The sequence below is a fragment of the Bacillus sp. WC2507 genome, from assembly GCF_052656125.1.
In genome coordinates this window covers 715,954-736,978 of the sequence record NZ_JBQXPN010000001.1, presented here as the reverse complement: position 1 = coordinate 736,978, position 21,025 = coordinate 715,954, and the positions used below count along the sequence as shown (strand labels likewise).

The window sequence follows — 21,025 nt, the reverse complement described above, 5'->3', positions numbered from 1 at the left end:
CAATGAATAGGCTTGATTTATTAGAAATTTATAAAATTTTTGCATTATAATAAAACTATTGCCAGTTTTTGAAAAAACCTTTATTCTCTTCTTGTAATCAAAAATGAATATGGAGATGAAACATACTATGGGTCAACTAGGAGACGCCGATTACGTTCCCGACACCGCCTTTTTATCCTTCCCAGCAGCTAAAACATTTCACTTAGAATTTATCATACAGTTGGTTGTTATTTTCGTAGCCTCTATTTTGTATGCAATTTCTATGAATATGTTCTTTATCCCGCATAACATGATTAGCGGTGGATTCGCTGGTGTAGGGATGATTATCGGTTATTTAATGCATTACAATATCGGTGCACTTATCTTTTTACTAAACATTCCTCTTCTTATTTTAAGTCACTTTTACTTAGGCAAGAAGACAACCTTTTTAACAGCGTACTTTGTAGCTGTATCATCGTTAGCGATGAACATTATCCCTGTACACCAAGTTTCAGACGATATTTTACTATCTTCTGTATTCGGCGGTGTAATCTGCGGAGCAGCTTCCGGAATCATATTTCGATTTGCTTCTTCAACAGGTGGTTTTGATGTTGTTGGATTGATTGTAGCGAAACATCGAGATATTTCGATTGGAGCAATCATCTTTGGATTCAACTTAATCTTACTTGTTGCAGCAGGATTTATTTTCGGATGGGATATTACGCTTTATACGTTAATTAGCCGGTTTGTAGTCAGTAAAGTAATTGATGCCGTGCATACGAAACATATTAAATTAACGATAATGACAGTTACAGAAAAAGGCGAGGAAATAAAAAGCGCCCTACTACATCACGGCATACGCGGAGTGACAATGGTAGATGCTGTCGGCGGCTATACAAACCATAAGAAAAAAATGATTTACACCGTCGTGACTCGCTATGAGTTAGGCGAAATGAAACGTATTATCCGTCAAGTGGATAACAGAGCATTTATGAACATTACTGAAACAGTTGAAATTGTCGGCCGTTTCAAACGCATATAAAAAGGCGCAAGGAATGGCAGTTCCTTGCGCTTTTTATTTTTTACACTTATTACAAAATCAGATAATTCTATTATTGTGACCCTAAATGTGTTATAATGAAAGCAGACTCACAAAAAAAGAGTATATAGACTTGGAAGTTTCTCTTATTTTACAAGCAAAAAGAAACGAGCAGTCAGGTATATTTCAGACACCATACACGTAACGGTTTACACAACCGATCACTCTTCAATGATCTTTTTATAAAAAGATACGTACAACTAAAACTCACTTCAATATACTATACCTACCTTTTTGACTTCCAAATCATCTTATTACATAGGGAGATGAACATATGAATCAATATATAAGATACACAATAGCTGTCCTGTTTGCTATTATCGGCGGAACGATCTGCTTCTGGACAAACACTCAGCTTGGAGAGAATATCATTTTTAATGGAATCGAAACACTTGTAAGCGCTTCAATTTTAGGCGGGTACATTTTCTTCCTCTTCAATCCAGAAGAAAATGCGCAAAAAACAATGTTATTAACAATGATCGGAATCGTTGGCGGATGTATTTCCTATTCAATGACTAACTATACATTACCACTTCAATTAAGCTCAGCTTTCTTCCACGGTCTATGGACTTGGTTCATTGCATTCTGCCTAGCAGACGTATTCAACTTATTACAAGACAATGAAGAAGAAAACGGTCGCCAAATTGAAAGTAACTCGTAAGCTGGAAGATATTCTTCCAGCTTTTTTTATGTTGTTTTGCATACCCCGTCACCACAATAAAAAGAAGTTACCCCGCGGCAACTTCTTTTCCACATACCCCACTCAGTATTCGCCGAAATATATCAACGATTTTTCAAATATATCGATCATTTCTCCACTTATATCAACGATTTTTTCATTATATCAACGATTCGATATAGGATATCGATTTACCGACATCCTTCGACATTCAAAACGTACAACATACCCTATCCCCCAAGCAACTTACTGCCGAACTCTACGATTAAAAAGATAACTAATAAGAACGCGAGTATTTTTAATGCTACATACGCTACTTTAAAAACAGCATAAATGAGCAAGACGATTAAAATAATCGTTAAAATTTCCATCTAGAATTCCTCCAAGCTTTGCTCTTCTGCTCTTATTTTACTCGCCTCAGACTTTTTATGGAACGGCATAAGATGACATAGAAAAAAGAGGATATCTCACCCATCGTAAGATACCCTCTCTTTCAGCTGCTCAAACCATTCTCTTTCTAATTGTAAATATCCCATTTCACTATTCTCAGCGCTCTTCAATTCTTTATCCGCTTTCCTTATATAAACGTTGGAAGCTTCCATATCGCCCTCTAAATATTTAATAATTCCTTGTGTACGATAATACCCATGTAAGTCTATTTTCGTAATGGCCTTCCCACGTTGCTTCGCTTCTTGCAGAGAAAGATTATCCATCTGATAAAGAATTTTATATAAAAGATACCAACTATGAAAACTACTAACGAAAAACTTATTTTCTTTCGTTACAGGTAGTTGAACAATTGGTTCTATATATGGTATCGCTCTTCCCATTCCTTCTTGATCGGCTCTGGCATAAAAAACGAGCATAAGTCCGCTCATTATATCTCTTATACTTTTATCCTCTTTTAATTTTTCCTCACTAAGTTCTATTAATCTCTTATCCCAATCTTTCGGCCTCTTATAACTAAATAACTCACTCGATACTTGAATGTTATCTAAGTGCTGCTTCGCTTTCTCATCATCTTTAATTAAAATGAGAAATTGCATACCATCACTCAATAACGTTCCTTTTATCGGTACGATTGTAGCTGCAAAAATCACAAAGTGTAAAACAGAAAAATATAAAAGATATTGATAATAACTCACCATGTATATGTAACCGAAAGTAATACCAAATAATAAACTCGTAATCGGTCCACCTAAAGTGAGCCACGCCCATTTTTTCGAAAGGTTCGGTGTCTCTATAGAAGAAGGCACTAACATCGCCACGCCTCCGAAGTACGCCCATAATTTATTTTCTCGAATGCGTACTTTCCCCTTCTCTTTTTGAAAAGTAATCGGCCCTACTGTCATAAATTTAAAATTTAAACCACCTATTAAACCAAATACTACATGTCCTAGCTCATGAATAGCTATGACTAATAAAAAAATTCCAAATAATGCCCATATATCCAACATTACTTCTAATTTCCCAGTTCGGATTACTCCGTATAAAATGGACAAAACTAACGCCGCCGTCATAGAACCAGCTGGCCTTCTTAAAATATCCACCTTTTTCTCCCCTTAATAAATCATTTTTCTTTGCATTTCGTACATGAATTTCCCAAGATGCAATATCCAAATAAATGAGATTAAGCCAATTAATACAAAATCGATATCGCTAGCTGCTGTATATATAACGGCTGCCCACCATACATATGCCAATATTGTATTCGTAAATTCATATGCTTTATATCCAGCCTCATACACAATATGTTTTAATCCTTCATCTGCGTTTTTCGTCCACATTTTCATAGATTCCATATACGTTACACCTTGTTCAGGATATAGCTTATTATAACGATTTTTTGTTATGAGCCCGATAATCACTACGATAGTTAAACAGACGATAGAAGCTACTAAATTCCACACTGCAAATGAAACATTTGTATCTTGTAACAGTGCACGTCTACATGTAATAACTGCATATACAAACCATGCCTGTGTAACTATATCACCTACACGTAAATATATACTTATAATGCCTAATTTTCTGCCTTGTACGCTCTCTTCCTCATCGCGTGCCTCCGCTAACATACGTGTATTCTTCCAAGTGTAATACATCATTAAGATTCCAAAAATAGTACATACACCTATAAATGTATTAGATGATAATTTTCTCGGTTCATCCGAGAGTAAATTTAAAGCTACATACGTTGTTAAAAAGCCACCCATCATGCTTAATGATATTTTCCCCACAAAATCAAATTGTTTTTTTCGTTTACTCTTCATCGTCCTCTTCCCCCTCCACTAACATAAATATTTCCTCCACCGGTACATTGAAAATGTGTGCGATTTTTAACGACAATACAATAGATGGTGCATAATCGCCGCGCTCAATTAAACTAATCGTTTGCCGTGATGATCCAATCGCTTTTCCTAAATCCCCTTGTGATAAACGATGCTTTGCTCGCAATTCTCTCACTCGATTTTGAAGCTTCATGTCTTCCCTCTTTTTCATTTATTTAATTAAAATTGTAAATAATATCCTTACCATTGTCAATTATAATTGTCATTTTGACGTTAATAATTGACAGAACAACCTATGAAGTTTTAAATAGGATGAACAAAAACGTATTAAAATAGATTAGAACATAAAATAAAAAGGCAGTGCTTTTGCACTGCCTTCTAAATTCTGACATAGAATGGATTCCATATTAACTTGCGTTTTGTAAAAATGCTTGTTTTAACTGTTTGCGGAAACGAACGCCTAACGTAACTGCCACAATCACAATCACTCCAAAAATAATTTTACCGATATGACCTTCTAGCACTCCAAAGATGTCATGTAAATTTCCACCTAACCAATAACCACCGATTAAGAAGAATGATACCCAAAATAGAGCACCTGAGTAAATTGTAATCGCAAAACGACGGAATGGTAAGTTAATAATTCCTGCAAAGTATCCTGTAAAATGACGTACACCAGGAATAAAGAAACCGATAAAAATCAGGAAGTACCCATACTTATCAAACCACATTCTTGTTAAATCGATTTTTCTTTGTGTTAAAAATACGTATTTCCCATACTTTTGAATAAAGGGCATACCTAATTTATTTCCTAAAAAGTATTGAATTGTCATTCCTACACTTGTCCCAATAAAAGATAGGATAATTAAAATCGGTAAGCTTAAATCGCCCTTCTGTGCTAAAAATCCCGCATATGCTAATGTTGGCTCTCCCGGAAACGGAAGTGCAATATATTCTAACAGCAAACCAACAAGTACAACATAGTACCCGTACTGCTGAAATAATTCATGAACCCATTCCATGTCATCGCTCCTTTCAATCACGTACAACTTCTTACTATTATTGTATAAAAAAATTGTCGAAATAACTATCACAATAGCTTACATTTTTATTACATTTTTGTAAGGCTCACACTAAGGTTTTCTGTTCTTTATTTACTTCTATGTACGTTAATTTAAAAACAACTTAACAAATATATACCGTGAGAAACCTGGCCTTAATATACATTTTCCATCCAGTTTTTAACACTTAAAAATCACCTTATTTCGTTCTCAATAAAAAACCACTACAAACTCATACTAACTTCATATTAGCTTCATATACGTATTGTAAGATTATAGCGGAATTTGTTGAAAAATTTAACTAATATATTACTAAGCATTAAATTGAATAAATATAAGTCGCTTTTCGAAATTGAAAAAAGGGTGAATAAGAAATGGAAGCTTATAAAATGCACGATTTTATTAATACAAATGTTGAATCTCATCAAAATGAAACCGTTTTTAATTTACACATATGTGAAACAAGTGAATTTGACGTAAGTTTAACAAAATCTACTACACTATCTTTTATCGTTTCAAAAAAGAACATTAAGATTGTCACGAAAAAATGGATTAATTCAAATCAAGAAAGCATGATTGGCAAAAGTTACATCATTCCAACGAAAGCTTTTCACTATTTCTTACCAATCATTTCTGAAAATGAAGATGAACTAAAGATTCAAGTTCAAAGCTTTGGACTACATGGTGAGCTTTTACTAAATGAAAGATTACTTATTGATAAAAACAACAAACACAATCCAAAGATTACTACCTTCTTTGAAACATTAGATGAAAATGTAAATAAAGCATTAAGAGGATTACAAATTCATTGTATGTAAGACTATTACAATAGTAAAAGGAGAATATAATGAAAAAACTATTATTAAGTGCCCTATTATCATTAGGATTTTTAACTATTCCATTCGCAAATGCGGAGGCAGCTACAACGAAAGACCAGCTTATCGTAGACACGCAGTTAAATAAAATGGATTATTATCAAAATGGAACATTCATCAAGAGTTTTACTGTCGCTACTGGCAAAGCAACTACACCTACGCCTAAAGGTACTTTTCAAATCGTTAATAAAATTAAAAACCGCCCTTATTATACAGGCAAAATTAAAGGCGGCGACCCACGTAATCCACTTGGTGATCGTTGGCTCGGATTAAACATGGCAGGAACTTACGGAACAACTTATGCGATTCACGGGACTAACAATAATCAGGCAATTGGCAAATGGACAACACTAGGTTGTATTCGTATGTATAACAATGATATACACTGGTTATTTGAGCGTATTCCCCAGCAAGCTACTGTCACTGTAAAATAACCTAAGAACACGATTTACGTGTAGCCAAGAATTTTATGTCTTGGCTTATTTTATTTATTCATTTACAGTAGCAAAACAACTGTATTTACATATATAATGGGAATAGATTGTGTTAAATGAAATTAAAACATTGATAAACATGGATATTAAAATTATACAGTTATAATATTTTATAAATTTTACAATACATACTATAATAGAATTACTGTAATTCTTAAATATTCAGTTTCGCTAAACAACTCCCCTTGCTACTTTCATGATTATTTTATGGCGGGGGCTTATTATATGTATAAACAATCTGAGTCATCCGAAAAATGATGAATTCGAATATTGCAGTAAAAAGCGTTATTTAGGAGGTGTTACTATGACGCATATACTGGTGATTGAAGACAACCCAGATATACAAGAACTTATTCGTGAATTTCTAATGGCACAAAATTTTACCGTTGATGTTGTTGGCGCTGGAACAGAAGGTATACTTCTTTTCCAAAAAAATTCATACGATCTTGTCCTCCTTGATGTGATGTTACCAGATATAGATGGCTATAGTATTTGTAAAATTATGCGAGGACAATCTGACGTACCAATCATTATGTTAACAGGCTTACATAATGAAGAAAGTGAAATTAAAGGATTTGAATTAGGTATTGATGACTATATTACGAAACCGTTCCATTACACCGTATTTATTAAACGTGTAGAAGCTGTATTAAGAAGGGCAGCAACGAAGGAAGCAGAGACTGCAACTATACTACAATTCCATGAATTGATGTTAAATTCTACAGCATATGCCGCTTATGTTCATGGTAATCAAATTGAATTGACAACAAAGGAATTTGAAATTATTTATACTTTACTGCAAAATCGAGGAAAAGTATTATCAAGAAGTGATTTGCTGAATAAGGTATGGGGCTATGAACATTATGGTGATGTAAGAGTTATAGATACACATATTAAAAACTTACGAAAAAAATTAGGAATTACTTATATTAAAACGGTGAAAGGCATTGGCTACAAAATCGAATCGTAGCAAAGACAACATCACCAAAAATATTTTCATCAAAACCTTATTATTTTGTATTCTTTTATCACTTTGTCTTTATCAAATCATTTACTTCTTAGCTTCAAACTACGATAAAGAACGTTTTGCGAAAGAAAATGGAACGCATACTACAGAACAAGCGGATTCAGATAAACGAAACGACCAAAGTAAAACGAATCAAAATAAAGCTGTATCACAGGGAGACATTTTTAATTTCCAATCTTCTATTATAGATTATAAATCTCTCTCTACAGCTATCACTCACCTTTTGCAGCCTAGCCAAACTGCAAAAGCAAAAGAACATGCTCAAAATATTTCGGGGAAAAATAGCGCTTCTGCTCCACTTACAGAAACGGAAAAGCAAGTCGCTACTAATGATGCCTTACATAAACAAAATGCAGCCAGTAAAACAAATAATGCACAGGATGATCCAAAATTAACAGATGCACTACAGCAGTTAGCTCCACATATTGGCGCAACAATGCTTGCACTATCTCTGCTCGGATCTTTAATTTATGCAAAACTAATTGCCAAACCTTTTCAATATATGAGTGATGCTTTAAAAGATATTATAAATCTTGATTTCTCAGATAAAAAGCTACTTAACAAAAATACGGATCAAACAGATTTTAATTTGCAAGTAGCTGCTTCACAGGTCCCAAGTATAGTGAAGAATCTACATGCAAGCAATCAAGATTTAAGAAATGAACTCAAAAAGGAGCAACAATTAGAACAATCTCGTAAAGAATTTATGTCTATGGTTTCCCATGAATTAAAAACACCAATCGCAGCTGTTATGGGACAACTAGATGGCATGATTCACGGAATTGGAGCTTATAAAGATAGAGATAAATATTTAAAACGTTCTTATGAAATGATGCAAGACATTAACATATTAACGGAAAAAATGTCGGAATTATCCAAAATACAAAACCCTCAATTTAAACCTGATTTAAAAGTTATCTCATTAACCAATATTATTGAGGATGTTATGAAGAAAGTAGATTATTTCGTATCTGTAAAGCAATTAAATGTTCAATCTAACATTAAACAAGATGTAAAGGTTTTAGCAGATCCTAAATTTATTCAAACTGCTATTTTTAACATTATTTCAAATGCAATTCATTATACAATTGACCATCAGCATGTATATATAAAGCTTTATGAAAAGCCTAACGGTTACGCATTAGAAGTATTAAATACAGGTTCACAAATAGATGAAGATAAACTTGCCCATTTATTTGAGCCATTCTATCGCGCGAACCCTGACAAACATGGCTTAGTACAAGGTAGTGGTCTTGGGTTATACATTGTAAAACAAATACTAGATAAACATCAGTTTCCTTATGGGATACAAAACACACCTCAAGGTGTAAAATGTTCTATTGTATTCCCAAAAGCAATGTAAAAACCTACTACAATTTCATACCCCAAATTCATACTTCGTATGAGTGGCGGAATTTTGTAGAGTATCTTACTCTGTTTCGTTCGCCCGTTATCCTTATTTGGATAGCGGGCGTTTTTTATTATTTAAAAGGAGAATTTTCATGGAAAAATTTAAGTATTCATTACTCGTTTTATTCGGAGCTTGTAGCTACGGCGTACTTTCAACTATTTTCAAACTCGGATTCATTGATGGATTTTCAGCACATGAACTATTAGGAGGACAATATGTCTTCGGATGGATTGGGCTTCTTCTGCTCGTTCTTTTCGTTTCACGTCATAAAGTAACAAAAAAGCAATTCTTTTCATTATTAACAGTCGGCACAACGATGAGTATGACTGGTATTTTCTACGCTATTTCTGTAGAAGAACTACCGGCATCTATCGCTGTTGTCCTACTTTTCCAGTTCACATGGATTGGTGTAGTCATTGAAGCAATTGCAAATCGAACATTCCCAAGCCGTGAGAAGGTTATATCTATCATTATTTTATTTACTGGTACATTGTTTGCAGGCGGTGTCTTTGAAGGTCTCGGACAAAGCTTTTCTACGAAGGGTATTATCTTTGGTCTATTAGCCGCTGTCTCTTTTTCATTCTATGTTTTTGCAAGTGGGCGCGTTGCTACAGAAGTTCCACCTTATACGAAAAGCTTTCTTATGACGACAAGCGCTACTCTTATCGTATGCCTATTCTTCCCGCCAACCTTTTTAACGGATGGTGCCCTGCAAGCCGGTCTTTGGAAATACGCTTTCTTCCTCGGATTGTTCGGTGTTGTCGTACCTGTCATTTGTTTTTCAATTGGCGTACCGAAAGTAGGAACAGGACTTAGTACAATACTAGGAGCAGCTGAATTACCAACGGCCATTATCGCTTCTATTACACTTGTACATGAAGTCGTAACATTCATGCAGTGGATTGGGATACTCTTTATATTGCTTGGGATTTTTATTCCTCAGATGCTTACGGCTAGGAGAGGAAAAAAACCTAATCATGTGCATAGTGCATAACAAAAGACCTTTCATTTATTTGAAAGGTCTTTTTCCCTATCTCACTTTACCGCTCCATACAGCTTCTCTACCTCATGCTCAATTTGTTTTACATCAATTCGTTCAAATAGTGGCTGTACACTATCAATTCTATTCGGCAACGTATTTTGAGGTTCCCAATTTCGGTTCACAATCGATAATGTGTTTCTAACGCTTTCACTTGAAAATGGTAAAAACGGTTCAAGGAGATTTGCAAAATTAGCGATAAGATACACACAGTTATAAATCGTTTCTTCGCATGAAACTGGATCATCTTCTCGTTGTTTCCAAGGTTGTCTCTCATCAAAATATTTATTTGCAAAACGTACTGCATCAAATATTGTTTCTAGCGCCACCTTAAATGTAGTTTGCTCAATCGCCTCTCCTACATTTTTATATAATCCTTCTACTTTATCTTTCAGCTCTACATCAATACTTCCCTTCGGCAGGATACCACCATAATATTTTTCAATAAACTTTAATGTCCGGTTCACAAAGTTCCCGTATGCACCTAACAATTCACTATTATGACTGTAAATGAATTCACGCCATGAAAAGTCAGTGTCACGATTTTCTGGTGCATTGACTGTTAAAAAGTAACGAATAGAATCTGGATTATATCTTTCCAACATATCAGGTACCCATACTGCCCAGTTTTTACTTGTCGATAATTTTCTTTTTTCCACTGTTAAATATTCATTCGAAACGATATGACGAGGAATTGCTCCTTCTCCTATTCCAAGCAATACCGCTGGCCAAATGATGGAATGAAACGGAATATTATCCTTTCCGTGCACATAATATGTTTTCGCTTCTCTATCCCAGAACTCTTGATCATCTTTCCCTGTTTCTTCAGCCCAATGTTTACTCGCTGAATAATAGCCTGTCACTGCTTCAATCCATACGTAAATTTTCTTATCTTCATACCCTTCTACTGGAATTGTTACCCCAATTGATAAATCACGTGATACGGCCCTATCTAGTAACCCTTCCTTTACATATCTCTCTGTTAGTTGAATCGCATTGTCGCGCCATGTCCCTGTTTGTTTGGCGATTTCTACCGCCCTTTTAATTTGCTCCTGAAATGTATGCAATGCGAAATAAAAATGCTCTGTTTCCTGTACAGATGGCGTACTACCACATAACTTACATTTCTTTTCTAACAAATCGAGTGGATCTAAGATTGCTGAACAAGCATCACATTGATCTCCTCTTGCTGCTTCATGACAGTGCGGGCAAATTCCTTCTACATAACGATCTGGTAAAAACTGCGTACATGTTTCACAATATGCTTGTTCCACTGTTTTTTTATAAATATGGCCTTCTTCTAATAAACGTAAAAAAACTTTTTGAACCATTTCATGATGGTGCTCACTATCTGTACGTGTATAGCAATCATAAGTAAAACCAAGGCTACGAAAACATCGCTCAAACTCTTCATGATACTTATCAGCAATTTTCTTCGCCGTCACACCTTCTTGTTTTGCCCTAATTGCAATCGGTGTTCCATTACAATCACTTCCCGAAACATACAACACATTCTCACCTTTTGCCCGGTAATAACGTGCTAAAATATCTCCAGGTAACAAACTCGCAATATGTCCAAGATGTAACGAACCATTTGCATACGGCCAAGCGCCTCCAATAAAAATACTCATCTTACATTCCTCCTTTTAAATATAAAAAAGCCCCGCCCTTATCTTAAAAAAGATAAGGGCGGGGCTGTATAAACAGTCGCGGTACCACCTTATTTCGCCAATTACTCACATAATTAGCCTTAACAAGTACGAAGCTATATGCTCTTATACTGTGGTTTTGATAACGAGTACCAACTCTCGTCGCCGCCTACTATTATCATTTGATAAGTTCAGGACGAAGCTCAAAGGCCATTGTTCAAATGAATATTCTTGCTTCTTCTCAGCTACCGAAGCTCTCTGGAAAGAATGTGTTCATCCTACTTTTCCTTTTCAACGCTTTTACGTATAACAAGTATTGTACGACTTAATAACAGAAAAATCAAACTTTTATTCAGAAAGAAAAGGAAATCCCATCCTCTTGCCGAATAACTATACGTTCACAAAAGGAGTGATACGATTGAATCAAAAACAACTAAGCACACGTAATAAAAAAAGCTGGAATGCAGCTGCTTATGAAGCTTGGACGAATCGCCACGGGGCACCAGCCGATTACGCGAAAAAACTCATAAAAGATCCTATGCGCGAGGTAAATCACTATTTACCTTACATACAATCTCCAACAGGAAAACGCATTATTAATTTACTCGGGTCAAAAGGAAATAAAGCCGTTGCTCTCGCTCTTTTAGGAGCTGATGTAACAGTTGTTGATATTTCAGCAAGTAATGCAAAATATGCAAATGAACTTGCGGAAGCAGCAGGTGTCTCTATCCAGTATGTCGTTTCTGATGTATTACATGTCCAGCTATCCGAATCATTCGATATCGTATTGCTAGAACTTGGTGTACTCCATTACTTTCTAGATTTAAAACCGCTCTTTCAAAAAATTGCTACCTTACTTAAGCGAGATGGAATGCTTATTCTTCGTGACTATCATCCTGTTTACACGAAATTATTAGGAGTAGACCACCCATCATTTCGGGCCAATGGAAATTATTTCGATGAAGAATTGATTGAAGATGACGTTGCTTATAGCATCCTTCTTACAGAAGCACAGAAAGAATCGTTACCGAAAACAACCATCCGTCGCTGGACATTAGGAGAAATTATTACAGCACTCGCCGAAGAACATTTTAAAATCGAAAAACTAATTGAAGAACAGGGACCTCATCAAAAGTGGGTCTTCCCTTCTACTGCCCCAGAAGGAATTGAAGAAAGAATACCCGGTCTATATACATTAATTGCGACGAAATGCAAAAAAGGATCCCTTCACGGATAGGATCCTTTTTGCATGCTTACGCATATAAGTTGAGGTTGGAGATTACCATAATTCTGTAGAATAGGACACAAGATATTTCAACATTTCGTCTCTGACTTACGTCGTCAAAAAGGGGTATGACCAACATAACGAAGAGTAATGTTACAGTTGATACTGATAATCGTTATCAACTAATTAGAAGTATACATGATGTTATTTCAAATTACAATAGCCTTTCTCATTTTTATTTATGAATTTTTTGATATACAAATGTATACATTTTAAGAACATTTACTCATATCAATCTGCCATCTTCCATTATCTGCTATACTTTTCATTGAACAGATTAATAACTTCATAATAATGTTTTTTATTAATTTCGTTCTTAATATTAATAAATCATAATAAACAGTTTTTAAAGGTAGGGGTAACTATGAAGTATGTTAGTATTCGAAAAAAACTACTGTTCACACTCTTAAGTATTTGTTCCTTATTTAGCATTGCTCTTATTGTTATTCTTTCATTCGCCATGAACCAAGCAAATGAAGTCGAAACATTAAAAAATGATGTATCAAAAAGAGCCACCATTTTAAAAGAACGTGGCGATTGGTTCCAAGCACAAGTTGCTGGTTTACAAGAATATTTACTGTCACATGATCAAAAAGGATTGGATAAGTTCAACCGAGAAGGAAAAAAACTAGCTGATACTAGAGAGAAAGTAACAAGTGATAAAAAACTCCCAGAAGGAATGAAAGAAGCCATTTTAATGGGAGGGAAGTGGCGAAGCGTCATAGATAATGAAGTCCTCCCTCTCGCTCGTGAAGGAAAATGGGACGAAGCATCCAAAATCGCTTTAGCTCAAACCGATTATGTAAATGATCTTTTAGGTCGTTTTACTAAATATACAAATGAAGAAAATGATAAACGTGATGCATTAATTGCTGACGTAGAGTCTTCCTCATCTCTTATTCAATATATTATTTTCTTCTCACTCATTACATGTACAGTAACGTCTATTTTATTAGCATGGTGGTTCTCTGGTAAACTCGTTAAACCGATACGACAAATTGATGAGAAATTAAAAGAATTAGCTTCTCAAGATGGCGATTTAACTGCTAGATTGCACGTAACGAGTAAAGATGAGATTGGTGATATCGCCAATTCCTTTAATCAAATGCTCACTAACTTACAACGTATCATAAAACAAGTTCAACAAACATCAACAGATGTAAAAGAAGCGTCTGAAAATGTGTTTATCGAAACAACTGCTTCTATGGAAAATAGTGCAAAAACCCAAGAAACTATGAATGTTCTCGAGCATAATATTCGTTCACAAGTTTCCAGCATCGAAGAAAGTTCAACTGCAATGGATGATATGACAACGAGTGTTCAGCGTATTGCAGAATCTGCCTCTTCTGTTGCTAGCCTAGCTGTTACAACTTCAGAAAAAGCAGATGATGGGAATAAAGTCATTGAGAAATCTATTACGCAAATGCATACCATTAACGAAGCTGTTAACGCTACATCACAAGTAGTAGAGCGACTCATTACACATACAAATCATATTGATACTGCACTTCAATCCATTTCTAATATCGCGGAACAAACGAATTTACTTGCTTTAAATGCTTCCATTGAAGCAGCCCGTGCTGGGGAACATGGAAAAGGCTTCGCTGTTGTTGCCGATGAAGTACGAAAACTTGCTGAACAATCTCAGCTAGCAGCAACTGACATTAACCATTTACTTCATCAAATTCAAGCAGATACAAAAATAGCAAATGAAATGATGGCGCAAGGTCAGTCAGAGGCTTCTGAAGGAATTACAGTCATTCGTACCGCTGGATCTTCATTCTCAGAAATTGTTAACCACATTAACAAAGTCTCTACACAAATGCAAGAAATGTCTGCAACTGCTGAAGAAATGGCCGCAAGTTCCGAAGAAATGAATGCAGCTTTAAATAACATCGCTTCTATTTCAAATGAGGTTGCCGCCGAAACATCACAAACAGCAACTTCATCTGGTGACCAAGTAAACAAAATGGGTGTCGTTGCTAAAAAAGCGTCTGAAATGAAAACGACTGTACAAGAACTTGAAGTTCTCGTTTCTCATTTCAAAACACACGCTTAAAGTGAAAAAAGAGAGATTTACAGTCTCTCTTTTTTCACTTTAAAATATCTCTTTCTATCTCTCATTCCGTCTGCTATAATTCCTAAAGGAAAGAAGAAAGCTTTGTTCCAGATGGAGTAAAGCTTTCTTTCAATTTTTTAAATTTATTAATTCTAATACTAAGATTTCACAAAGGAGGCTTTTTATCATATGAATTTTATTAGCATTCGAAAAAAACTTATGTTCATGATGGGAACGATTTGCGCTTTATTTGGAATCGCCTTAGCTTTTATTTTATTTTTTGCTATTGACCAATCTCGTAAAGCTGAAGCTTTACAAAAAGAAATTTCCCCCCTTGCAACAGAATTGAAAGAACGTGGAGACGCTTATCAAGTACAACTTTCTGCTTTAAGAGGTTATTTATTACAGCATGATCAAGTCGAATTAGACAAGTTTAATGAGATGAGTAAACGTCTGGAGGATTCAAAAGATAAACTTCTTTCTAATCCAAATATTTCTCAATCTGTGAAAAATACAATGGAATCAGGATCAACTTGGAGAAAATTTATTGAAGAAAAAGTTTTCACTCTTGCCAAAGAACAAAAGTGGGAAGAGGCTTTACAAGTAGCTTATGCAGAAAATGGTACTGTTTATAAAGTAATTGGTGACTTCACAAATTACAGTAATGAACAAGCTAAGTTACGTGATCAATCTATCGAAAAAATTGATCAATCTTCACTACAAATTGAATATGTTATCTTCTTATCACTTGTTATTTGTATTATCGTAGCTATCATTCTTGCATGGTGGTTCTCTGGTAAACTTGTAAAACCAATTCAACAAATTGATAGTAAACTAAAAGAATTATCATCTCAAGAAGGTGACTTAACAGCCCGCCTACAAGTAAATAGTAATGATGAAATTGGTACGATTGCAACATCATTTAATAAAATGTTAGAAAACCTACAACATATCATCAATCGTGTTCAAAAAACATCTGTGGAAGTACAAGATGCTTCTGAAAATATGCTAGAAAAGACGAATATATCACGCGAGGCAACAATAAAAGTTCAAAGCTCGATGTCCAACTTAAATGCAAGTATTCAATCGCAAGCCTCTAGTATGGAAGAAAGCTCAACTGCAATGGACGATATGACAGTAAGTGTTCAGCGTATTGCTGAATCTGCTTCATCTGTAACTGAACTTGCTGTAGCTACATCTGAACAAGCTAACGATGGAAGTACTGTTATTCAAAAATCTGTTTTACAAATGACAACGATACACGACGCTGTAAATGCTACGTCAGAAGTGGTCGAACGTCTAATCACACATACAAAATATATTGATACAGCTGTACAATCTATTTCTAATATCGCAGAACAAACCAACTTACTTGCTTTAAATGCATCTATCGAAGCAGCCCGTGCTGGCGAGCAAGGAAAAGGTTTTGCTGTCGTAGCTGACGAAGTTCGAAAACTTGCTGAACAATCTAAAACAGCGGCAACAGATATTAACCAATTACTACATCAAATTCAACAAGATACTGAAACTGCGAATTCCATGATGTCCCAAGGCCGTTCTGAAGCATTTGAAGGCATTACTGTCATTCGTGAAGCTGGCAATTCCTTCACAACGATTGTCGAACAAGTAAATAAAGTATCTACTCAAATGCAAGACATCTCAGCAACTGCTGAAGAAATGGCTGCAAGCGCTGAAGAAATGAACGCTTCGCTTAATAACATCGCTTCTATTTCAACTGAAGTATCTAGCGAAACAGCAGCTACAGCACAATCTGCTGAGAAGAAAGTCACTACTATGAATGAAATGACCGTAACTGCAAGACAAATGAAACAAACAGTTGCAGAATTAGATCAACTCGTATCTCATTTCAAAACTGAATAGCTTTCAAAAAATATCCCTTTCCCAAAAGGGATATTTTTTTGAGCTCATTTCCTGCACATTATACACATTTCCGTTATAATGAGAATCGATATCATTAATGTGTAGGAGGTGCTACTTATGTCACAAGAAGCATTTGAAAATAAATTATATGCCAATTTAGAAGCTGTTATCGATCCTGAGCTAGGTGTTGATATTGTTAATCTCGGATTAGTTTACGATGTTACAGCAGATGAAAATAACAATGCTGTCATTACGATGACGATGACTTCTATCGGCTGTCCAATGGCTGGGCAAATTGTATCAGACGTTAAAAAAGTATTATCAACGAACGTACCTGAAGTCAATGAAATAGAAGTAAATGTCGTTTGGAATCCACCCTGGTCTAAAGAACGCATGTCACGTATGGCGAAAATCGCATTAGGTATTCGTGACTAAATAAAGTGAAACTTTAATCAGTGGGGGTCTTCATCCCCCACTGATTATTAGTTGAACCAATCGGACTTTTATGGGCAGTTGATCCACCACCTAACTTCTTTGCTTTCGCTGAATTTTGAGGTGGGGGTCTTACTGCCCATTAAAGCGGGATAAAGAAAGACCTGACATCCTAGTCAGGTCTTTTTCTTTTATTATTTTATGCCTACTGCATCATAAGCTTTCGTTACAGCTTGTACAGCTTTAGAGTTTTTACCATATAAATCTTCAGCTGACTGAAGAGCTGCTTGACGCATCATCTTAAAGTCAGAGTTTGCAGTTAAATATTTCGTAAGAGCACGGTAATAAATTTTTTCTGTCGCTTCACGGCCTACTCCAGCTACTTTCACGCCGTAATGCTCTCCGCCATCAGATACTAAATATGCAGCTTTATTATTAATACTACTGTTAATATGAACGCCACCATTATCAGCTGCTCCAGTGTAGCGTTTATTGTAATGATCTGGGTAACCTTCACCTGGTTTTAATGGGTTTGGAATAGATGCTGGATCTTTCAGAGAACGAAGTGCATCACCAGGTTTTCCAGGTGTATAAATGTCAGCACCTAAATCCCAACTCTTCTTCTCAACCATGACACCCATAATATCAGATAACGATTCATTTAACGCGCCTGACTCATTTTTATAAACAAGATTTGCTGTATGCTCAGTTACAGCATGCGTTAATTCGTGACCGATAACATCTAGGCCAGCAGATAATGGAATAAATGTCTTGCCATCTCCATCACCGTACATCATCTGAATACCGTTCCAAGCTGCGTTATTCCAGCTCTCCCCTACGTGAACAGAAGAAATAAGCTTCGCACCTTTATCATCGAAAGAGTTACGGTTAAATGTCTTTTTGTAGTAATCGTATACTTTTCCTGCATTTACATGCGCATCAACCGCTGCTTTGTCATCAAAAAACTTATTTTTACTTTCTACTTCGACACCTGTATATCCAAACCATTGTGAGAACATATTAAACCAGTTTTCATCCATATTCTCTGCATCAAATGTATGAACACCTTGTCCACGCTTACCATCAAATAAATGGAATGCTCCTGTCTTCTCATTTTGAGCAATTTCAAATGATTGTCTATTTCCTAATACTCCGTAACCAAATCCTGTAATGTTATCTACAGCATTATATTTCTCAATCACATTTCCATTTGTTGCATCAACAAAGTAATGCCAATAGCCTGGAGCTGGTTTTGAAATCGATGCCTTAACTAAGTATGCAAGATAGTAGTTTCCATCTTTTTCATACACAAATAAATCTTTTTTCACACCGTCATAATTCTTTACTTCTCCAATTTCTTTCTGAATATCTGCCTTTGCAATCGTTTCTGCTTGTTCTGCACTAATGCTTGCAAATGCAGGAATATTTTTATTCTCTAAATTCGGAATAACTTGTCCGAAGAATGCTTTTACATTATTCTCTTTATCTAGTGTAACAGTTTGGTCTGAACCGTACACAGGAATGTTATTATGTTTCTCAACTAACTTCACATGTGTCGTACCAGATTCAGCATCTTTTTCTTCCCCAACGACATTGAAGTGCTTATCAATGTTTCCTGCTAATTTAAACATATCTTTCTTACTCTCTAAGTATTGAAAGACCGTCTCTTTTTTATCTAGTCCTTCCGGTGCTTTCCATTCTTCACCTATGTATGCAGGTGTTTTAAATTCTTGATGATATTGAATTTTTTGTTCTTCCGCTTTCGTTGTCGTTGCTCCAAACGTTCCAAATCCCCCGGCGATAACAGTTAACGCTAATGCTGATGAAATGACTTGCTTTTTCACTATAACATTCCCCATTCCCATAAAGATTTTTGACACTTTTATAAAATTCTGAATCTTTAACCAAATACCTCTTTCGAAAAATTGAGAAACATTTTTCAGATAATTCCATTCAAAAAGAGGACACCCTATCAGGTGTCCTCTTTTTATAAACATTTTGTTATTTTTTTAACTCAATTGCTAAATAGTGTGATTGCTCTTTCGCTTCAATATGAATATCTTCTTCAATCGCTTCTGCCGCATCGCGCATAACAAGTGTCTCACCATTTATTACACTACTTCCTTCAATTTGAACAAGGTATAATTGACGACCTTCTTTCACTGGAAAATGAATTTCTTTTCCAGCTTCTAACGATAAAGAATATAAATTCGCATCTTGGTGAATTTGAATTGGTGCCTCTCCTTCTAATGGAGATACCATATGGAACCACTCATTTTCACGCTTTCTCCAATCAAATTTAAACTCACCATAGTTTGGCTTATGATCCGCACGATCCGGTAAAATCCAAATTTGTAATAAACGCAATGTCTCATTTCCTAAATTATGCTCACTATGAAATACACCTGTACCAGCACTCATATATTGAACATGACCACGCTCAATTGTTCCGCGATTCCCCATGCTATCTTCATGTGTTAAAGCACCCTCTACAACGTACGAAATGATTTCCATATCGCGGTGCGGATGCATATCAAAACCAGTTTGTGCCGCTACTAGGTCATCATTAATAACACGTAATGCTCCAAAGCTCATGTTATTTGGATTATAGTAATTAGCAAAGGAAAAATGAAAATGTGTATTTAACCAACCGTGATTTGCTCTGCCCATATTTTTATGATCAACTTTTCTAAACATATCCTTCACCTCATATTATCTCGAATTCAAGATTTATTTTAAAATTTTTTCTTACTGTAATTTTTTTAGTAATTGTAATAATTGCTGTTGTTCTTCTATATTTAATTTATGAAACTGCTCCGCTTGGAACGTTTCCTGGGGCGGGACGATCTCCTCATATAAAGCTCTTCCCTTTTCTGTTAACGAAATATATTTCGTAGTACCTTCTTGTTCACGACCAATCCACTCCAGCTGCTCCATTTTATTTAAAAGCTGCGTGACATTTCCTTTCGTAACAAATAGCTTATTTCCAAGCTCTTGCTGCGTTAAACGATTATGTCCTCCAACTTGAGCTAGTACATCAAACTGAGCGGCAGATACATTCCACTTTTTCAAATGCTGATTCGTCTCACGAATACTCTTGTTATAAAAACGTGATAAACGAAACCATAATAGTAATCCGAGTCTATCTTCTGTTTTCATTTCATCACCTCGCTCGTTTCATACCATTAGTTTAGAACTAAACTTTATAAAAGTCAATCGCTTATTTTTAGTAAGTAACAAAGAAAGCACAGCGCCATTTCTCCACTATGCTTTACATCAACTTTCTATTTTTATATTCATCTAATTTCCTCTCCGCGAACTTCCTCGCATCTTTCTCAATCCATCTATCTTCGTACAATTCACTTCCAACATACAATACTTCTCTCTTATGCTGCATCGCATGGCGAAATTCATGCAGTAGAGTTTTGAGCACTTGCTCGTACTCTTCCCACATACAAACAAAAATTAATTGTTTGTCTTTATGATAAAAACCACCTATTGGGAATAGAAACTCTTCCTCTTCTTCTCCTAATGATAGAAGTACATGATTTGCATCGCACGTATCACAAAAAATAACTGGCGTTTTACATACTTCAATAAGTGAAAACAAATCATCCCTAAGTCTTTTGACATCCCAAGGAAGCTCCGAATCCAACACATACCAATTCTCCACCTGTTGATATACATTTTGAAACTGGAGTTCCATTTCTCTTTATTCCCCTTTCCAAACTCCCTTTTCCTATATGTATGCCACAATATGTAAAATA

Annotated in this window: 21 protein-coding genes and 1 other annotated feature; of the genes, 11 read left to right on the top strand and 10 right to left on the bottom strand. The window is 35.4% G+C overall.

Annotation, left to right across the window (positions count from 1 at the left end; translation table 11 throughout):
* Nucleotides 1–127: 127 nt before the first annotated feature.
* Nucleotides 128–1,021: a YitT family protein gene (locus ACUN28_RS03835; RefSeq protein WP_016085667.1), complete on the top strand. Its 894-nt coding sequence runs from the start codon at nt 128–130 to the stop codon at nt 1,019–1,021.
* Between the two features lie 331 nt (nt 1,022–1,352).
* Complete coding sequence (locus tag ACUN28_RS03830; RefSeq protein WP_001077770.1) at nt 1,353–1,739, top strand: DUF3938 domain-containing protein; 387 nt, start codon at nt 1,353–1,355, stop codon at nt 1,737–1,739.
* Between the two features lie 248 nt (nt 1,740–1,987).
* Here the strand turns inward: ACUN28_RS03830 and ACUN28_RS03825 are convergent, their stop codons facing one another.
* The 5 genes from ACUN28_RS03825 to ACUN28_RS03805 all read right to left on the bottom strand — a co-directional run bounded on the left by ACUN28_RS03825 (nt 1,988) and on the right by ACUN28_RS03805 (nt 5,067).
* Entirely contained in the window at nt 1,988–2,128 is a 141-nt protein-coding gene (locus tag ACUN28_RS03825) for a DUF3985 family protein (protein ID WP_016085666.1), read from the bottom strand.
* 96 nt (nt 2,129–2,224) lie between these two features.
* Nucleotides 2,225–3,277 carry a site-2 protease family protein gene (locus ACUN28_RS03820; RefSeq protein WP_033660225.1) on the bottom strand — a complete coding sequence of 351 codons (1,053 nt, stop codon included), beginning with the start codon at nt 3,275–3,277 and terminating at the stop codon, nt 2,225–2,227.
* A gap of 42 nt (nt 3,278–3,319) precedes the next feature.
* Nucleotides 3,320–4,027 carry a DUF3169 family protein gene (locus ACUN28_RS03815; protein ID WP_016085664.1) on the bottom strand — a complete coding sequence of 236 codons (708 nt, stop codon included), beginning with the start codon at nt 4,025–4,027 and terminating at the stop codon, nt 3,320–3,322.
* Nucleotides 4,017–4,238 (bottom strand): helix-turn-helix transcriptional regulator, encoded by a 222-nt coding sequence (locus tag ACUN28_RS03810; RefSeq protein WP_016085663.1) that lies wholly within the window; start codon nt 4,236–4,238, stop codon nt 4,017–4,019. Before ACUN28_RS03810 ends, ACUN28_RS03815 begins: the two co-directional genes overlap by 11 nt.
* 214 nt (nt 4,239–4,452) lie before the next feature.
* Nucleotides 4,453–5,067, bottom strand: a complete 615-nt coding sequence (locus ACUN28_RS03805) for a DedA family protein (RefSeq protein ID WP_016085662.1) — start codon at nt 5,065–5,067, stop codon at nt 4,453–4,455.
* A 413-nt stretch (nt 5,068–5,480) separates the two neighbouring features.
* Between ACUN28_RS03805 and ACUN28_RS03800 the strand changes: the two genes are divergently transcribed.
* The 5 genes from ACUN28_RS03800 (at nt 5,481) to ACUN28_RS03780 (ending at nt 9,907) form a co-directional block, all read left to right on the top strand.
* Entirely contained in the window at nt 5,481–5,924 is a 444-nt protein-coding gene (locus ACUN28_RS03800; protein ID WP_033659968.1) for a DUF3978 domain-containing protein, read from the top strand.
* Nucleotides 5,925–5,953: 29 nt separating this feature from the next.
* Complete coding sequence (locus ACUN28_RS03795) at nt 5,954–6,415, top strand: L,D-transpeptidase (RefSeq protein WP_016085660.1); 462 nt, start codon at nt 5,954–5,956, stop codon at nt 6,413–6,415.
* A gap of 364 nt (nt 6,416–6,779) precedes the next feature.
* A complete protein-coding gene (locus ACUN28_RS03790) occupies nt 6,780–7,445 on the top strand; it encodes a response regulator transcription factor (RefSeq protein ID WP_016085659.1) in 666 nt (221 codons plus the stop codon).
* Nucleotides 7,423–8,865, top strand: coding sequence for a sensor histidine kinase (locus ACUN28_RS03785; protein WP_016085658.1), 1,443 nt, complete (start codon nt 7,423–7,425; stop codon nt 8,863–8,865). Before ACUN28_RS03790 ends, ACUN28_RS03785 begins: the two co-directional genes overlap by 23 nt.
* A 139-nt stretch (nt 8,866–9,004) precedes the next feature.
* Nucleotides 9,005–9,907: an EamA family transporter gene (locus ACUN28_RS03780; RefSeq protein ID WP_016085657.1), complete on the top strand. Its 903-nt coding sequence runs from the start codon at nt 9,005–9,007 to the stop codon at nt 9,905–9,907.
* A gap of 41 nt (nt 9,908–9,948) precedes the next feature.
* On the opposite strand, the gene metG is transcribed toward ACUN28_RS03780, so the two are convergent.
* Nucleotides 9,949–11,583 carry a methionine--tRNA ligase gene (gene metG / locus ACUN28_RS03775; protein ID WP_016085656.1) on the bottom strand — a complete coding sequence of 545 codons (1,635 nt, stop codon included), beginning with the start codon at nt 11,581–11,583 and terminating at the stop codon, nt 9,949–9,951.
* Nucleotides 11,584–11,634: 51 nt separating this feature from the next.
* Nucleotides 11,635–11,905, bottom strand: a binding site (T-box leader).
* Nucleotides 11,906–12,019: 114 nt separating this feature from the next.
* Between metG and ACUN28_RS03770 the strand changes: the two genes are divergently transcribed.
* From ACUN28_RS03770 to ACUN28_RS03755, 4 genes are all read left to right on the top strand, one after another.
* Complete coding sequence (locus tag ACUN28_RS03770; RefSeq protein ID WP_033660218.1) at nt 12,020–12,838, top strand: class I SAM-dependent methyltransferase; 819 nt, start codon at nt 12,020–12,022, stop codon at nt 12,836–12,838.
* A gap of 412 nt (nt 12,839–13,250) precedes the next feature.
* Nucleotides 13,251–14,945: a methyl-accepting chemotaxis protein gene (locus tag ACUN28_RS03765; protein WP_016085654.1), complete on the top strand. Its 1,695-nt coding sequence runs from the start codon at nt 13,251–13,253 to the stop codon at nt 14,943–14,945.
* Between the two features lie 189 nt (nt 14,946–15,134).
* Complete coding sequence (locus ACUN28_RS03760; protein ID WP_016085653.1) at nt 15,135–16,826, top strand: methyl-accepting chemotaxis protein; 1,692 nt, start codon at nt 15,135–15,137, stop codon at nt 16,824–16,826.
* 117 nt (nt 16,827–16,943) lie between these two features.
* Nucleotides 16,944–17,261, top strand: coding sequence for a metal-sulfur cluster assembly factor (locus tag ACUN28_RS03755; RefSeq protein ID WP_000076427.1), 318 nt, complete (start codon nt 16,944–16,946; stop codon nt 17,259–17,261).
* A gap of 191 nt (nt 17,262–17,452) precedes the next feature.
* Here the strand turns inward: ACUN28_RS03755 and nprB are convergent, their stop codons facing one another.
* The 4 genes from nprB to ACUN28_RS03735 form a co-directional block, all read right to left on the bottom strand.
* Complete coding sequence (gene nprB / locus ACUN28_RS03750; protein ID WP_016085652.1) at nt 17,453–19,102, bottom strand: neutral protease NprB; 1,650 nt, start codon at nt 19,100–19,102, stop codon at nt 17,453–17,455.
* A 157-nt stretch (nt 19,103–19,259) separates the two neighbouring features.
* Nucleotides 19,260–19,955, bottom strand: coding sequence for a pirin family protein (locus ACUN28_RS03745; RefSeq protein WP_016085651.1), 696 nt, complete (start codon nt 19,953–19,955; stop codon nt 19,260–19,262).
* Nucleotides 19,956–20,006: 51 nt separating this feature from the next.
* The gene (locus ACUN28_RS03740) at nt 20,007–20,417 is read right to left on the bottom strand and encodes a MarR family winged helix-turn-helix transcriptional regulator (RefSeq protein ID WP_016085650.1); all 411 of its coding nucleotides are present in this window, start codon (nt 20,415–20,417) and stop codon (nt 20,007–20,009) included.
* A 112-nt stretch (nt 20,418–20,529) separates the two neighbouring features.
* A complete protein-coding gene (locus ACUN28_RS03735; RefSeq protein WP_016085649.1) occupies nt 20,530–20,964 on the bottom strand; it encodes a DUF3920 family protein in 435 nt (144 codons plus the stop codon).
* Between the last annotated feature and the right edge of the window lie 61 nt (nt 20,965–21,025).

Coding starts and splice junctions, on each gene's coding strand:
- ACUN28_RS03780 (WP_016085657.1), top strand. CDS start 9,005: ATGGAAAAATTTAAGTATTCATTACTCGTTTTATTCGGAGCTTGTAGC.
- ACUN28_RS03835 (WP_016085667.1), top strand. CDS start 128: ATGGGTCAACTAGGAGACGCCGATTACGTTCCCGACACCGCCTTTTTA.
- ACUN28_RS03765 (WP_016085654.1), top strand. CDS start 13,251: ATGAAGTATGTTAGTATTCGAAAAAAACTACTGTTCACACTCTTAAGT.
- ACUN28_RS03805 (WP_016085662.1), bottom strand. CDS start 5,067: ATGGAATGGGTTCATGAATTATTTCAGCAGTACGGGTACTATGTTGTA.
- ACUN28_RS03740 (WP_016085650.1), bottom strand. CDS start 20,417: ATGAAAACAGAAGATAGACTCGGATTACTATTATGGTTTCGTTTATCA.
- metG (WP_016085656.1), bottom strand. CDS start 11,583: ATGAGTATTTTTATTGGAGGCGCTTGGCCGTATGCAAATGGTTCGTTA.
- ACUN28_RS03830 (WP_001077770.1), top strand. CDS start 1,353: ATGAATCAATATATAAGATACACAATAGCTGTCCTGTTTGCTATTATC.
- ACUN28_RS03815 (WP_016085664.1), bottom strand. CDS start 4,027: ATGAAGAGTAAACGAAAAAAACAATTTGATTTTGTGGGGAAAATATCA.
- ACUN28_RS03820 (WP_033660225.1), bottom strand. CDS start 3,277: ATGACGGCGGCGTTAGTTTTGTCCATTTTATACGGAGTAATCCGAACT.
- ACUN28_RS03760 (WP_016085653.1), top strand. CDS start 15,135: ATGAATTTTATTAGCATTCGAAAAAAACTTATGTTCATGATGGGAACG.
- ACUN28_RS03745 (WP_016085651.1), bottom strand. CDS start 19,955: ATGTTTAGAAAAGTTGATCATAAAAATATGGGCAGAGCAAATCACGGT.
- ACUN28_RS03790 (WP_016085659.1), top strand. CDS start 6,780: ATGACGCATATACTGGTGATTGAAGACAACCCAGATATACAAGAACTT.
- ACUN28_RS03735 (WP_016085649.1), bottom strand. CDS start 20,964: ATGGAACTCCAGTTTCAAAATGTATATCAACAGGTGGAGAATTGGTAT.
- ACUN28_RS03755 (WP_000076427.1), top strand. CDS start 16,944: ATGTCACAAGAAGCATTTGAAAATAAATTATATGCCAATTTAGAAGCT.
- ACUN28_RS03825 (WP_016085666.1), bottom strand. CDS start 2,128: ATGGAAATTTTAACGATTATTTTAATCGTCTTGCTCATTTATGCTGTT.
- ACUN28_RS03810 (WP_016085663.1), bottom strand. CDS start 4,238: ATGAAGCTTCAAAATCGAGTGAGAGAATTGCGAGCAAAGCATCGTTTA.
- ACUN28_RS03800 (WP_033659968.1), top strand. CDS start 5,481: ATGGAAGCTTATAAAATGCACGATTTTATTAATACAAATGTTGAATCT.
- ACUN28_RS03795 (WP_016085660.1), top strand. CDS start 5,954: ATGAAAAAACTATTATTAAGTGCCCTATTATCATTAGGATTTTTAACT.